12 protein-coding genes are annotated in these 15,231 nt (G+C 62.9%); 10 read left to right on the top strand and 2 right to left on the bottom strand.

What is annotated here, in order from left to right:
* The first annotated feature begins 24 nt into the window (after nt 1–24).
* The 3 genes from HV670_RS10130 to HV670_RS10140 all read left to right on the top strand — a co-directional run bounded on the left by HV670_RS10130 (nt 25) and on the right by HV670_RS10140 (nt 3,268).
* Nucleotides 25–675, top strand: coding sequence for a phosphatidylserine decarboxylase (locus HV670_RS10130; protein ID WP_175104653.1), 651 nt, complete (start codon nt 25–27; stop codon nt 673–675).
* Between the two features lie 50 nt (nt 676–725).
* Nucleotides 726–1,595, top strand: a complete 870-nt coding sequence (pssA, locus tag HV670_RS10135) for a CDP-diacylglycerol--serine O-phosphatidyltransferase (protein WP_175104654.1) — start codon at nt 726–728, stop codon at nt 1,593–1,595.
* A 131-nt stretch (nt 1,596–1,726) separates the two neighbouring features.
* Nucleotides 1,727–3,268: a 2-isopropylmalate synthase gene (locus HV670_RS10140; RefSeq protein WP_175104655.1), complete on the top strand. Its 1,542-nt coding sequence runs from the start codon at nt 1,727–1,729 to the stop codon at nt 3,266–3,268.
* Nucleotides 3,269–3,450: 182 nt separating this feature from the next.
* On the opposite strand, the gene HV670_RS10145 is transcribed toward HV670_RS10140, so the two are convergent.
* Together HV670_RS10145 and HV670_RS10150 are read right to left on the bottom strand one after the other, a co-directional pair.
* A complete protein-coding gene (locus HV670_RS10145; RefSeq protein ID WP_175104656.1) occupies nt 3,451–4,509 on the bottom strand; it encodes a response regulator in 1,059 nt (352 codons plus the stop codon).
* A complete protein-coding gene (locus HV670_RS10150; RefSeq protein WP_175104657.1) occupies nt 4,502–7,915 on the bottom strand; it encodes a hybrid sensor histidine kinase/response regulator in 3,414 nt (1,137 codons plus the stop codon). Before HV670_RS10150 ends, HV670_RS10145 begins: the two co-directional genes overlap by 8 nt.
* Nucleotides 7,916–8,159: 244 nt before the next feature.
* Between HV670_RS10150 and urtA the strand changes: the two genes are divergently transcribed.
* From urtA to HV670_RS10185, 7 genes are all read left to right on the top strand, one after another.
* On the top strand, nt 8,160–9,419 hold the full coding sequence (gene urtA, locus HV670_RS10155) for an urea ABC transporter substrate-binding protein (RefSeq protein WP_175104658.1): 1,260 nt from the start codon (nt 8,160–8,162) through the stop codon (nt 9,417–9,419).
* Between the two features lie 265 nt (nt 9,420–9,684).
* Nucleotides 9,685–10,602, top strand: a complete 918-nt coding sequence (gene urtB, locus HV670_RS10160) for an urea ABC transporter permease subunit UrtB (protein WP_175104659.1) — start codon at nt 9,685–9,687, stop codon at nt 10,600–10,602.
* 150 nt (nt 10,603–10,752) lie between these two features.
* The gene (gene urtC / locus HV670_RS10165; protein WP_175104660.1) at nt 10,753–11,994 is read left to right on the top strand and encodes an urea ABC transporter permease subunit UrtC; all 1,242 of its coding nucleotides are present in this window, start codon (nt 10,753–10,755) and stop codon (nt 11,992–11,994) included.
* Nucleotides 11,995–12,057: 63 nt separating this feature from the next.
* Nucleotides 12,058–12,801, top strand: a complete 744-nt coding sequence (gene urtD, locus HV670_RS10170; RefSeq protein ID WP_175104661.1) for an urea ABC transporter ATP-binding protein UrtD — start codon at nt 12,058–12,060, stop codon at nt 12,799–12,801.
* 20 nt (nt 12,802–12,821) lie between these two features.
* On the top strand, nt 12,822–13,511 hold the full coding sequence (urtE, locus tag HV670_RS10175; RefSeq protein ID WP_175104662.1) for an urea ABC transporter ATP-binding subunit UrtE: 690 nt from the start codon (nt 12,822–12,824) through the stop codon (nt 13,509–13,511).
* Between the two features lie 39 nt (nt 13,512–13,550).
* The gene (gene fmdA / locus HV670_RS10180; RefSeq protein WP_175104663.1) at nt 13,551–14,783 is read left to right on the top strand and encodes a formamidase; all 1,233 of its coding nucleotides are present in this window, start codon (nt 13,551–13,553) and stop codon (nt 14,781–14,783) included.
* 81 nt (nt 14,784–14,864) lie between these two features.
* Nucleotides 14,865–15,227, top strand: coding sequence for an FmdB family zinc ribbon protein (locus HV670_RS10185; protein ID WP_175104664.1), 363 nt, complete (start codon nt 14,865–14,867; stop codon nt 15,225–15,227).
* The last annotated feature ends 4 nt before the right edge of the window (nt 15,228–15,231 follow it).

Here is a 15,231-nt window from a genome sequence, read left to right on the forward strand (position 1 = left end):
GGTTTCCGCTCTAACCACGACCTTATGAATTATCCGCATCCGATCATCGCCCGCGAAGGCTGGCCTTTTATTGCGATCGCCGCCGTGCTGGCGCTGCTGATCATGGCCCTCGCCGGTTTTGGCTGGTCGGTGCCGTTCTGGCTGCTGACGATTTTCGTCGTGCAGTTCTTCCGCGACCCGCCGCGGCCGATCCCGACTCAGGAAAACGCCGTGCTGTGCCCGGCTGACGGGCGTGTCGTCGCCGTCGAGACCAGCCGCGATCCCCATGCCGACCGTGAGGCGCTTAAGATAAGCGTGTTCATGAATGTCTTCAACGTCCACTCGCAGCGCTCGCCCGTCGACGGTGCGGTGATCAAGGCCGACTATTTCCCGGGCTCTTTCCTGAATGCGGCGCTCGACAAGGCTTCGCTCGAGAATGAACGCAATGCGCTCGTCATCGCGACCGCTTCCGGCCATACGGTGACGGCCGTGCAGGTGGCCGGGCTCGTCGCGCGGCGCATTCTTTGCTACGTGCGCATGGGTGAACCGCTCACGCGCGGGCAACGCTATGGCTTCATCCGTTTCGGTTCGCGTGTCGATGTCTACCTGCCGCTCGGTAGCCGGCCGCGCGTGTCGATCGGCGAAAAAGTCTATGCGTCGTCGACCGTTCTGGCGGAACTCGCCGAGCGCGCATGAGCGTGCTTGCTTCGTCACGTTCCTTGTCACGCTGACCCGGAGAGAACTCCATGCCTGCCATGAAACGCCGCCAGCGCCCTAAAGCCTCTCCTCACGTGCCGCGGCCGTTCCGCCGCAACCAGGCGGCTGTGACCGACTCGTCGAAGTTCGAGAGTTTGCGCGACAAGCGCCAGCAGTTCCTGCGCAAGCGCGGAATCTACCTGCTGCCGAACGCGTTTACGACGGCCGCGCTGTTTTGCGGCTTCTATGCGGTGGTGCAGGCGATGAACCTGCGCTTCGAGATCGCCGCGATCGCGATTTTCGTCGCGATGGTGCTCGATGGCATGGACGGCCGCGTCGCGCGGATGACCCATACGCAGAGCGCTTTCGGCGAGCAGTTCGACAGTCTGTCGGACATGGTGTCGTTTGGCGTGGCGCCCTCACTGGTGATCTACGAATGGATCCTGCGCGATCTCGGCCGTTGGGGCTGGCTCGCGGCGTTTGTTTATTGTGCAGGTGCCGCCTTGCGGCTCGCGCGTTTCAACGCGAATATCGGGGTGGTCGACAAGCGCTTTTTCCAGGGTCTGCCAAGCCCCGCGTCGGCCGCGCTGATCGCGGGGTTTGTCTGGCTCGCGTCCGACAACCGCGTGCCGGTGAATCTCTCGTGGCTGCCGTGGATCGCGTTCGTGCTGACAATTTATGCGGGCGTGACGATGGTTTCGAACGCGCCGTTCTATAGTGGAAAGGCGTTCAATGTGCGGCACCGCGTACCGTTTGGCGTGATCCTGCTGGTCGTCGTAGCGTTTGTCGCGGTGTCCTCCGATCCGCCGATCGTGTTGTTCGGGCTGTTCGTGCTGTATGGGCTGTCGGGCTACCTCTACTGGGGTTACCAGTTGCTGCGCGGCCGGCCAAACCCCGCGCGGACCGTGACGGACCGCTAGCCGGGCGTTGGCACCCGGCGGCCAGGCGGGAAGTCGGGAAGTCGGCATCGAACGCGGTATTGAATTTTGTGCGTTGCAGGCGCCTCGCCGCGCCTGAGTTATTCTGATAAGCAGGACCGAGGACCCCCACCATGGCAGACAAACTGTTTATTTTCGACACGACGCTCCGTGACGGCGAGCAATCGCCCGGCGCTTCGATGACCAAGGACGAGAAGATTCGCATCGCCAAGCAACTCGAACGGCTCAAGGTCGATGTGATCGAGGCGGGTTTTGCGGCGAGTTCGATGGGCGATTTCGAAGCGATTCGTGCGATTGCGGCGACCGTGCGCGACAGCACGGTCTGCTCGCTGGCTCGCGCAAACGACAAGGACATCCAGCGTGCCGCCGATGCGCTCGCCGGGTCCGACAACAAGCGAATCCATACGTTTATCGCGACTTCGCCGCTCCATATGGAGAAGAAGCTGCGGATGACGCCGGACCAGGTGTTCGAGCAGGCGCGCACGGCTGTTCGCTTCGCGCGCAAGTTCACAGACAACGTCGAATTTTCCCCTGAAGACGGCAGCCGTTCGGAGTTCGACTTCCTGTGCCGCGTGCTCGAAGCCGTGATCGCGGAAGGGGCGACGACCATCAATATTGCCGATACGGTCGGTTATGCGGTGCCCGAACTCTACGGCCAGCTCGTGAAGAAGCTGCGCGAACGCGTGCCGAATTCGGACAAGGCGGTCTGGTCGGTGCACTGCCACAACGATCTCGGCATGGCTGTCGCGAATTCGCTGGCTGGCGTGCAGATCGGCGGCGCGCGTCAGGTCGAGTGCACGATCAACGGTCTGGGCGAGCGCGCGGGCAATACCTCGCTCGAAGAGATCGTGATGGCGGTGAAGACGCGCAAGGACTATTACGGCCTCGAGCTCGGCATCGACACGACACAGATCGTGCCGGCTTCGAAGATGGTTTCGCAGGTCACGGGTTTTGTCGTGCAGCCGAACAAGGCGGTGGTCGGCGCGAATGCGTTTGCGCACGCGTCGGGGATCCATCAGGACGGCGTGCTCAAGGCGCGCGATACCTACGAGATCATGCGTGCCGAAGATGTGGGCTGGGCGACGAACAAGATCGTGCTTGGCAAGCTGTCCGGGCGCAACGCGTTCAAGCAGCGCCTGCAGGAACTCGGCGTCGAGTTCGAGAGTGAGACCGATGTGAACGCCGCGTTTGTCCGCTTCAAGGATCTGGCCGACAAGAAGGCCGAGATCTTTGACGAGGACATCCTGTCGATCGTCTCCGACGAAGCCGCCGCTGCGCACCTGCAGGAGTACTTCCGCTTCGTCTCGTTGTCGCAGCGCTCGGAAACCGGCGAGCGTCCGCACGCAAAGATCGTCATCTCGGTCGACGGCAAGGAAGTCACGGGCGACTGCGACGGCAACGGGCCGGTCGACGCGACGCTGAATGCGATCGAAAGCCAGGTGGCAAGCGGCGCGGAGCTGATCCTGTATTCGGTGAACGCGATCACCACCGGCACGCAGGCCCAGGGCGAAGTGACCGTGCGCCTCTCGAAGAGCGGCCGCATCGTCAACGGCGTCGGCACCGACCCGGACATCGTCGCCGCCTCGGCCAAGGCCTACCTCGCCGCGCTGAACCGCCTCCAGTCGAAGACGGAAAAGCTCAATCCGCAGTTGTAGTCTCGCGAAAATCGGGAACAAAAACAGCCGCTCAGCGGCTGTTTTTGTTCGTATTGGACGTCAATACATTTTGCCACTCGAGGTCAGGGGCCGCGGCCTAGGCCGCCGTCTCAGGCAAGCGCCAAACCCGCTGTCCACCATCGCTGATGCCACAAAGCGGCGGACCGGTCCGAGCGGCGGTCCTATCTCGAACTCGCATGCACTGCGATTGCCGCGGCTGCCGCACGGGTTTCCACGTTCAGCTTGGCGAAGATGTGTTCGAGGTGTTTGTTCACGGTCCGCGGGGCCATGCCGATGATCTCGCCGATGTCGCGGTTCGTCTTACCGCGCGAGAGCCATAACAGCACCTCCGCTTCGCGCGCGGTAAGGCCGAAGCGGCTCGCGAGGTCGATGGTCTGCGTGGCGTCGTCAAACTCCTCGAGCAGGATCACCCAGTCACCACGCGTGGCACGGCCCAGCACGCGTGCGACACGACGCACGCCGTCCTGGACGGCGTCGAAGCTCAGCTGAGGGTTGGCCCCGTCTTCGATCCATCGCGCGAACCAGTCGCGCAACAACGGCGGGAGCACTGCGGCCACGGCGGGAGAGGACGCCGGCGAAAACGATGACGCTGCCAAGGGCAAGGACGAGGGCAAAGAGGAGGGCGAGGGCGACGTGGCGGGAAGCGCGTTCCACATGGATACCAAACGCTGCCGCGCCAGCTCGCTCTGCCATGAGATTTCGCCATTGCTGCGCGCGATCAGCGCCGCCTTCATGCCCATTTCGAGCACGAGATCGGCCTGCCGCTGGGCCTGCGAGCGCTGCACGTGCGCGGCGATGCGCGCGACGACCTCGTTGGGCCGCACGGGCTTGGTCACATAGTCCACACCCCCGACACGAAAACCCTGGACCACATGCTCGCTGTCCGTCAGCGCCGTCATGAAAATGACCGGCAGATGCCGGTTGCGCGGCTCGGCCTTGATCAGCCTGCAGGTTGCAAAGCCGTCCATGCCCGGCATCATCGCATCGAGCAGCACGGCATCGGGCGTGATGAGATTGAGCCGCTCGAGCGCGGATACGCCATCGAGCGCGACCAGTACCGCATAGCCCGCGGCCTGCAAGGTATCGGACAGCAACGCGAGATTATCGGGCGTGTCGTCGACGATCAGGATCACCGGCTTGTTATCCGGCAACGCCGGCAACGTCGGCAAAGGCGGCAAGGTACCGGACAGCACGCGGATCGATTCGTCGTGGCTAAGCATGATCAGGCTCCGTGGGAGAGGCTTCGAGCAGTCGTGCAAGTTCCGCTAGCCGAAAGCGCTGGGCGAGCAAGCGCAAAGGTTCGAGCGTGCCCGCGAGCGACGGCATTTCGCGGCGCGCTTCGTCAAGTCGTTCGATCACACCCTGCAAATAACCCATCGCCAGCAAGCCCTGCAGTTGCTCGCGCAGGGCGGCGGGCAGCGGTGGTCTCAGGGTCTTCGCCTCGTCGACGTCGACCCATTCGAGTTCCAGCAGGGTAGCAAGCTTGTCGAGCAGCAGGGGAAGATGCAGTGGCTTGGCCAGATAGTCGTCACAGCCTGCAATGGCCCCTTTCTCGCGATCGTCGGCGAAGGCGTTCGCCGACAGGATCAGGATCGGTGCGGCCGAGAGCGCGTGACTGCGAATCAGCTGGCTCGCCTCGAAGCCGTCCATGGCGGGCATCGAGACGTCCATCACAATGAGGTCGGCCACTTCGGTCGCGAGCCACTGCAGCGCAGCGGGTCCGCTGGTGGCCTCGACGACATGAAATCCGAGCGGCACCAGCGCACTGGTCAGAATGCGCCGTTGGTCCGAAAGGTCGTCGACCACGAGGATCGTCCGACGCGGCCCGACATAGCCATTGACCTGATGCGAACGTCCCGCGAGCCACTGCGGCGCGCGGACCTCGGGCATGAACAGCTTGACGATGAACCGCGTCCCCTTGCCGACCTCGCTTTCGACCTGCAGATCGCCCCCCATCAAACCGGTGAGCAGCCGGCAGATTGTCAGGCCGAGCCCCGCGCCGTGGTCATGATCGCTTGCGTTCGCACCGCGTTCGAACGGCAGGAACAGTCGCTCGAGTTCGAGGGGCGGGATGCCCGGCCCCGTATCGACGATCTCGAACGTCGCGGTTTCCCATGCATACGAGGCGCGCACTTGCACCGAGCCGCACGGCGTGAAACGGATGGCATTGCCGATCAGGTTGATCAGTATCTGCCGGACACGCTTTTCATCAGCCCGGACCACTTCGGGCATCCGCCCATGCGCCCGCAACTCGAATTGGAGACCCTTGTCCGTCGCTTGCGGCTCGAGCATCGCCGAAAGTTCGGTGATAAACGCTGGCAGCGCGACCTCGGTCACATTGAGTTGCAGCTTGCCGGCCTCGATGCGCGCCACGTCAAGCAATCCATCGACGAGCGCAAGCAGATGTTCGCCGCTCCGATGGATGGTCGCGATCGCATTGCGTTTGGGCGGCACGAGTTCAGCACCGTCCTGCAGCAGCAACTGCGCATAACCCAAGATGCTGTTGAGTGGTGTGCGCAATTCGTGACTGAGTCCAGTCACATACCGGCTCTTCGCGCGGTTCGCCGATTCTGCCGCCGCGCTGGCCTGCTGGAGCGCGGCGTCGGTCTTGCGGTGTGCCTCGATTTCCTGCATCAGCAGTTCGGTCTGCCGTTCGGACTCTTCCTGCGTGACCTCGCGGCTTTCATTGGCAAGCACGATCCACCAGACGCCGATGCAGCCGACCAGCGCGAGTGCAAAGAATGCCGTCACGTAGCCGCGCAACAGAGTGGAGCGCGCCAGCATCGTGGTCGCGTCGAGGTCCTGCGCGCTTTGAAACCAGGCCAGATACAGCACGCCGCCCAGCAAGCCGAGGACGATCACGAGCACGCCCGTGTACCGCGCCAGCCGAAGCGTCGTCGCGTTGAGCTTGAGCCGGGGAAACAGCGTCTTGAGCAGGCGGTTGAGCTGGGCGGAGATACGTGCATCAGGCTTGCACGAATCGTTGCAACGGGAATCGAGCGAGCAGCACAGCGAACAGATCGAGCCTGCATAGGCGGGGCAGTGCGCCATGTCATCGCGTTCGAATTCATTCTCGCAGATCACACATCGCAGCACGGCACCCGGCTCGAGCGCGCGATCGTCGCGCGCAAGGTAGTACTTGCCACGCGTCGCGATCGCGATCAACGGCGCGCTGACGAAAGCGATGACCAGCGCGATGAACGGCGAGAGCGCCTCGGCGGTCGGGCCGAACAGGCCCGCATGCGAGAGCGCCGCGACGATTGACGCGATCAGCATCGCGCCGACCCCCACCGGATTGATGTCGTAGAGGTGGGCACGCTTGAACTCGATGTAGGGCGGGCTGTAGCCAAGCGGCTTGTTGATCACGAGGTCGCCGACCAGCGCACCGATCCAGGCAATCGCGACGCTCGAGTAGAGCGCGAGGACCTTGCTGATCACCGCGAACACGCCCATTTCGACGAGCAGCAGCGCAATCAGCACATTGAAGACGAGCCAGACAATGCGCCCTGGATGGCTATGTGTAAGACGCGCGAAGAAATTCGACCACGCGAGCGAGCCCGCATAGGCATTGGTCACATTGATTTTCATCTGCGAGACGACAACGAGCAGCGTCATGGCGGCCAGCGCGCCCTCGGGCGAGCCGATCACATAGTGATAGGCGACCAGATACATCTGCGTCGGCTCGCTCGCGTGAGCGGGGTCGATCTCGTGCTGGATCGCGAGAAACGCGAGGAGTGCGCCGCCAAGCATCTTGAGCGCGCCGGGTACGATCCAGCCGGGACCCGCGCAAAGCATCGCGATCCACCAGCGTGTGCGGTTCGCACGGGTCTTCGGCGGCAGGAAGCGCAGGAAGTCGACCTGCTCGCCAATCTGCACCACGAGCGAGAATGCGACCGTGCATCCCGCACCGAAAGCCAACAGATTGAATTCCCGCCCGTCGGCGGCCATGCCCCCGAAGCTCGCCCATTGCGAGAGCACGTGCGGCTCCTTCCAGAGCACCGCGGCATAGGGCACCACGAGCAGGACGATCCAGAGCGGCTGAGTCCAGCCCTGCAGCCGGTTGATCAGCGTGATACCGAAGGTGACGATCGGGATCACGACCACCGCACTCACGATATAGGCGATCGGCAGCGGGATATGGAAATACAACTCGAGCGCGAGCGACATGATCGCCGATTCGAGTGCGAAGAAGATAAACGTGAAGACCGCGTAGGCCAGCGAGGTCACGGTCGAGCCGATATAGCCGAACCCCGCGCCGCGCGTGAGCAGGTCCATGTCGATGCCGAAGCGCGCCGCGTAATAGCTGATCGGCAAGCCCGTCAGGAAGATCAACAACGACACCGTGATGATCGCCCACACCGCATTGGTGAAGCCGTAGTTGACGACCAGCGTGCCGCCGATTGCCTCGAGCGCGAGGAAGGACACTGCGCCTAGCGCCGTATTCGCGACGCGGAATTCCGACCATCGCCGGAACGAGCGCGGCGTGAAGCGCAGCGCATAGTCTTCGAGAGTTTCGTCGCCGACCCAGGCGTTGTAGTCGCGCCGGATCTTGATGATGCGCTGCGTGCCGACCTGCGCGCCACCCTGTGGCGGCGACGGTGCGGCGCGACTCTCGCTTGCTTCCATTTGGTGCATCAGCGCCCTTGCATCACGCGTTCGGAGATTGGGTGCAGCCGAATGCAAGTTGCATTCCACCGAGCCCGGTCTCGCGTCTACTTCGCTACCCGGCGCGATTGTAGGAGGTGGGAATTGCGCACGCCCTACGTCAAGTGACGTATTCATCTGCACATATTGAAACCCTAAATTCCGTCCAACGACACCGGCTGCATGACCAGCGCGTCGCCCGACCACACGATTACAGGAGAATTCAATGTCCGAGCACGATCAGAACGATGCGCTGTCGCCATTGCGACGCAAGTTGATGATGGGCCTTGCCGCCGCGCCGGTACTCGCGGTGCCAGGCATGGCGTGGGCCCAGCAGTTCCCCACGGCGAAGGTCAACACGACCAAGCTTGCGGTGACGGACACCGAAGTCACCGTCGGCCAGCTTCATTCGGCGACCGGGACGATGGCGATCTCCGAAACGGGTTCGATCCAGGCCGAGCGCCTCGCGATCGAGCAGATCAACGCGGCGGGCGGCATTCTCGGCCGCCAGATCAAGATCATCCAGGAAGACGGTGCATCGGACTGGCCGACCTTCGCCGAGAAGTCGAAGAAGCTGCTCGAGAACGATCACGTCGCGGCCGTCTTCGGCTGCTGGACTTCGGCCTCGCGTAAGGCGGTGTTGCCGATCTTCGAGCGCGACAACGGACTGCTCTACTATCCGACTTTCTACGAAGGTCTCGAACAGTCGAAGAACGTGTTCTACACGGGCCAGGAAGCGACCCAGCAGATTCTCTGGGGCCTGAACTGGGCGCAGCAGACCAAGAAGGCGAAGAGCTTCTTCCTGGTCGGCTCTGACTATATCTGGCCGCGCACTTCGAGCAAGATCGCGCGCAAGCATATCGAACAGCATCTGACCGGTGCGAAGGTCGTCGGTGAGGAATACTACCCGCTCGGCACGACCAACTTCAATTCGCTGATCAACAAGATCAAGATCGCCAAGCCCGACTGCATCTACGCGATCATCGTCGGCGGCTCGAACGTCGCGTTCTACAAGCAACTGAAGGCCGCGGGAATTACCGCCGACAAGCAGTTCCTGCTGACCATCTCGGTCACCGAAGATGAAGTGCTCGGCATCGGCGGCGAGAATGTCGCGGGTTTCTACTCCGCGATGAAGTACTTCGAATCGCTCGACAACGACAACAACAAGAAGTTTGTCGCGGCGTTCAAGGCGAAGTATGGCCCGAAGTCGGTGATCGGCGACGTCACACAGGCAGCGTACCTCGGCCCCTGGCTCTGGAAGGCAGCATGCGAGAAAGCGGGCAGCTTCGATGTCGACAAGGTGGTGGCCGCATCGGCGGGCATCGAACTCAAGACTGCACCCGAAGGCTACGTCAAGATCCACCCGAACCATCACCTGTGGAGCCGCACGCGGATCGGCGAAGCCCAGGCCGACGGCCAGTTCAAGGTCGTGGCCGAGTCGCCGGATCTGATCGAACCGAATCCGTTCCCGAAGGGCTATCAGTAAATCGCGACGCGCAAGCGTACGACGTAGCGACGACACACTCAGGTACCCGTGACGCGCCGCTCGGACGACAGATGTGAACCGGACAGGCCGTCTCCATGGCGCGACCTGTCCGGAACTCGCATTTTGCGCGCGCTCAGTGCAGAGGTGAGGCTGCTCATGTCCGGTGAGGCAGGGTAGGAGACGCAGTAAAGAGCACGTCCGGCTGTCGCGACTAGCGGTGGCCGGGCCTTTCAGAACCCTTAGCGGACGCTTTCGGGAGAAGTACATGTCGCCGTCAGACATTCTGAATATCACCCTGATGCAGGGGTTCGCTGGGCTCAGCCTGTTCAGCGTGCTGCTGCTCATGGGCCTGGGCCTTGCCGTGATCTTCGGCCAGATGGGCGTGATCAACATGGCGCACGGCGAGTTCATGACGATCGGCGCCTACACGATCTATATGTTCTCGCAGATCGCTGACAACTATTGGCTCGGGTTCACGCCGTTCTATTTTCCAATCGCGATCGTCGCGGCGTTCGTGATTGCATTCATTGCGGGCTGGCTCGCCGAGTGGGCGCTGATCCGCCATCTGTACCGGCGCCCGCTCGATACGCTGCTCGCGACCTGGGGCTTGAGCCTCGGCATGCAGCAGGTCTTCCGTTCGACCTTCGGGCCGAAGGAAGTCAGCCCGACGCTGCCCGACTGGCTGATGGGATCGTGGTCGCCGGCGAAGGGGCTCGACATCCCGATCAACGGCCTGTTCGTGATGAGTCTCGCGGTGTTGATGACAGGCGGCCTGCTGGTCGCGCTGTATCGCTCGCGCTGGGGCCTGCGGGTGCGCGCGACAGTCGCCAACCGGCAGATGGCGAACGCGACGGGTATCGATACGCGCAAGACCGACCGGCTCACCTTCGCGATCGGCTGCGGCATAGCGGGCGTCGCGGGTGCGGCGTTCACGGCGATCGGCTCGACCGGGCCCACCAGCGGTTCGCTCTATATCGTCGACTCGTTTCTCGTCGTGACCTTTGGCGGCGCTGCCAGCCTGCTCGGCACCGTGGCCTCGGCGTTCGGAATTGCGCAGATGCAGTCGATCAGCGAGTTCTTCATGACGGGTTCGTCGGCGCGCGTCATCACGCTGCTGACGATCGTCATCGTGTTGATGCTGCGGCCACAAGGACTGTTTGCGGCGAAGGTGCGGCGAGCATGACGAAGAACATGAGCACGGGCCTGACGGCAAGTCCCCAATGAACGCAGCTTATACACCGGCGCGCGCAGTGCGTGCCACGAGCGGGTGGTGCACGCCGCTCACGCATGAGACGGATATGTCATTCAATCGATCGAGCCTGGAGAAACCCATATGGAACCGATCCATCCGCCGCCTGCGGCGGCCGGGGGTGCAACGATGAGCGAACCCGCGATCGCCTCTGCCGGCACGAACGGCAGGAAGCCCACCGCCGCGGTGTTGCGCTGGCTGCTCTCGAGCGGCCATGCAAGCGTGATCATCCTTGCCGTGGTGATTCTCGTGATTTTCCCGCTGACGCTCGACATGTTCCGGCTGAGCCTGATGGGCAAGTACCTGACGTATGCATTTGTCGCGATCGGGCTCGTGATGGCCTGGGGCTACGGCGGCGTGCTGAGCCTCGGACAGGGCGTGTTCTTCGGCCTTGGCGGCTACTGCATGGCGATGTTCCTCAAGCTCGAGGCGTCCGATCCGATCAGCACGAAGATCCAGTCGACACCGGGCATCCCCGACTTCATGGACTGGAACCAGTTGACCGCGCTGCCGTTCTGGTGGAAGCCGTTTCACTCGCTACCGCTTGCGATCATCGCGATCCTCGTGGTCCCGACCGCGCTTGCGTTTGTGGTCGGCTACGCGATGTTCAAGCGGCGTGTCGGCGGCGTCTACTTCGCGATCATCACCCAGGCGGTCTCGGTGATCCTCTCGGTGCTGATCATTGGCCAGCAGGGCTACACCGGCGGCGTGAACGGCATCACCGACCTGCGCACGCTGCTCGGCTGGGATATCCGCACCGATGGCGCAAAGCTCGCGCTCTATTTCCTGAGCGGCGTGCTGCTGATCGTCGCGATCGTCTGCTGCCGGTATATCCAGCGAAGCAAGCTCGGCACGCTGCTGCTCGCGATGCGCGACAAGGAAGACCGCGTACGCTTCTCGGGCTACGACGTGGCGATGTTCAAGGTGTTCGCGTTCTGCCTGGCCGCGCTGCTCGCCGCGATCGGCGGCGCGATGTTCACGCTGCAGGTCGGCTTCATGTCGCCGTCGTTCGTCGGCATCGTGCCCTCGATCGAGATGGTGATCTATGCGGCGATCGGTGGACGCATGTCGCTCGTCGGCGCGGTCTACGGCACGATTCTCGTCAATCTCGGCAAGACGTATTTCTCCGAGAGTTTTCCGAATCTCTGGCTGTTCCTGATGGCGGCGCTCTTCATTGGGGTCGTGATGGCGTTCCCCGATGGGCTCGCCGGGGTCTACGAGCGTCATGTCAAAGGATGGATCGCGAGGCGGTTCTCGAAAGTGGCCGGTACCGTGGGTACCGCCAGCAATGACGGCACCGACACGCCGGCTGTCTCGAAAACCTGAACAATTTGTGCGCGTTCCCGGGGCCGGATCGTCCCGTGGACCGCGTACAGCAAGGAGCCGGCGATGAGCAATACCGATTTCGTTCTCGCAGTCGAAGACCTGACCGTCTCGTTCGATGGTTTCAAGGCGATCGATGCGCTGAACCTCTATGTCGATCGCAACGAACTGCGCGTCGTGATCGGCCCGAACGGCGCGGGCAAGACGACGCTGCTCGACCTGATCTGCGGCAAGACGCGCGCAAGCCAGGGCAGCATCAAGTTCAGGAACGAGGAAATGACGCGCATGCCCGAGTACCTGCGCGTGCGCAAGGGCATCGGCCGCAAGTTCCAGACGCCCTCGATCTATGAAAACCTCTCTGTGTTCCAGAACCTCGAGGTGTCGTATCCACGCGGACGCGGCGTGTTCGGCGCGCTCGCCTTTCGGTGCGACACCGACGTGCGTGACCGCGTGCGCACGGTGGGCGAGGAGATCGGTCTCGTCACGCAGCTCGACAAGGAAGCGGGCCTGCTGTCGCATGGGCAGAAGCAATGGCTCGAGATCGGCATGCTGCTGATGCAGGAACCTGAGCTGCTGATGCTCGACGAACCGATCGCCGGCATGAGCGTGCGTGAACGCGAGGTGACCGCCGAGCTGCTCAAGCGGATCTGCCAGAACCGCTCGATGATCGTGATCGAACACGATATGGCCTTCGTCAAGCAGATCGCGCACAAGGTCACGGTGATGCATCAGGGCAAGATTCTCGCCGAGGGCGCCATGGATGATGTGCAGGCCGATCCGCGTGTGATCGATGTGTATCTGGGCCACTGAGGAATCCGAAGGAGAACGAGATGCTGAAAGTCGACAACGTATTCGTCAGCTATGGCCAGAGCGAAGCGCTCCACGGCGTGAGCTTCGAGGCCGCGCGCAATGAGACGGTCGCGATCATGGGCCGTAATGGCATGGGCAAGACGACGCTGTTCAAGTCCCTGATCGGGGTCCTGCCGCTGAAGTCGGGTGCCGTCGTGGTCGACGGCCAGGATGTGTCGAAGGACGAGAGTTTCCGGCGCGTGGCCAAGGGCATCGCCTATGTGCCCCAGGGCCGGCAGATCTTCGCCACGCTCAGCGTCGAGGAGAACATCCAGACCGGCCTCGAGAACGCGCGCAGCAAGACGATTCCCGACGAGATCTACTCGCTGTTTCCGGTGCTGTTCGAGATGCGCAAGCGCAAGGGCGGCAACCTGTCGGGCGGCCAGCAGCAACAGCTCGCGATTGCGCGCGCGCTCGTGACCGAGCCGAAGGTGCTGTTGCTCGACGAGCCGACCGAAGGCATCCAGCCGTCGATCATCAAGGACATCGCCAAGGCGCTCAACGAGATCCGCAAGATGCGGAAAATCACGATCGTCGTGTCGGAGCAGGTACTGAGCTTCGCACTCGACGTCGCCGACCGGCTGTTCGTGATCGAGGGCGGCCGGCTCGTGCATGAAAGCACGCGCGGTGATGCCGACGCCGCGCGAATCCGCGAATACCTGTCCGTCTAGTCCAAACCAGGCAGTTGAATACCCAAAGGAGGGAGAGCGATGCCAGAAACACTGATCAAGGTCGACCTGAACCAGTCCGCCTATGAGAACGAGAATGTTCACAACCGCTGGCACCCCGATGTGCCGATGGCCTGCTGGGTCAATCCGGGCGACGACTTCGTGCTCGAGACCTATGACTGGACCGGCGGCTACGTCAAGAACAACGACAGCGCCGACGACGTGCGCGATATCGACTTGTCGATCGTCCACTTTCTCTCGGGGCCGGTAGGTGTCAAGGGCGCGGAACCGGGCGACCTGCTGGTGGTCGACCTGCTCGACATCGGCGCGAAGTCCGACAGTCTCTGGGGCTTCAACGGCTTTTTCTCGAAGAAGAACGGCGGCGGCTTCCTGACCGATCATTTCCCTGAAGCCCAGAAGTCGATTTGGGACTTCCACGGTCTTTACACGAGCTCGCGCCATATTCCAGGCGTCAACTTCGCGGGTCTGATCCATCCGGGGCTGATCGGCTGCATGCCCGATCCGAAGCTGCTCGAGACCTGGAACGAACGCGAAATCGGCCTGATCGCGACCGAGCCCGACCGCGTACCGCCGCTCGCCAATGCTCCGTTCGCGCCGACCGCGCATATGGGCAAGCTCAAGGGTGCGGCGCGCGACAAGGCCGCTGCCACCGGCGCACGCACCGTGCCGCCGCGTGAACACGGCGGCAACTGCGACATCAAGGATCTGTCGCGCGGCTCGAAGGTCTACTTCCCGGTCTATGTCGATGGCGCGGGCCTGTCGGTCGGCGATCTCCACTTCAGCCAGGGCGACGGCGAGATCACCTTCTGCGGCGCGATCGAGATGGCCGGCTGGGTCCATATGAAGGTCGAGCTGATCAAGGGCGGGATGGCGAAGTACGGCATCAAGAACCCGATCTTCAAGCCGAGCCCGATCACGCCGCACTACAACGACTACCTGATCTTCGAGGGGATCTCGGTCGACGAAGGCGGCAAGCAGCACTATCTCGATGTGAATATCGCGTATCGCCAGGCCTGCCTGAATGCGATCGAATATCTGAAGAAGTTCGGCTATTCGGGTGCGCAGGCCTACTCGATTCTCGGAACCGCGCCGGTGCAGGGGCATATCAGCGGGGTCGTCGACATCCCGAATGCCTGTGCGACCTTGTGGCTGCCGACGCAGATCTTCGACTTCGATATCCAGCCGACTTCGGCGGGACCGATCAAGCACATCAAGGGCGGTGTCGATCTGCCGCTGTCGCACGATCTGGTCTGACGCCGGCTTCGCGACTCTGAAGGGCGTGGGGCACCCTGAGTGATGGGTGCTCCACAAGCACACAAGCAACAGGAGAGAAGGATGCCGACCTACGACTTTCGATGCGGGACGTGTGGCGTGTTCAGCGCGGTGCGCCGCATCGCCGATCGCGATGCCGACTGCGCATGTCCCGATTGCGGCCTGCCGGCCGCCCGTACACTGAGCATGCCCTCGCTGTCGCTGATGGCCGGCACGGCGCGTGCGGGCCACCGGGTCAACGAGCAGGCTGCGCACGCACCCAAGCGCTCGAGCGAATACCGGCATGTGCATGGGCCGTCCTGCGGTTGCGGTTCTTCACGCAAGGCGGGTAGCCCCTCGGCGGCGATCGCGGGTGCCACCCCAAGTGCGGCACCCGGCGCCCTCAAGGGCAATTCAGCAGGAAGGCCCTGGATGATCAGCCACTGATCGC

Source organism: Pararobbsia alpina (assembly GCF_902859895.1).
Classification (GTDB): Bacteria; Pseudomonadota; Gammaproteobacteria; order Burkholderiales; family Burkholderiaceae; genus Pararobbsia; species Pararobbsia alpina.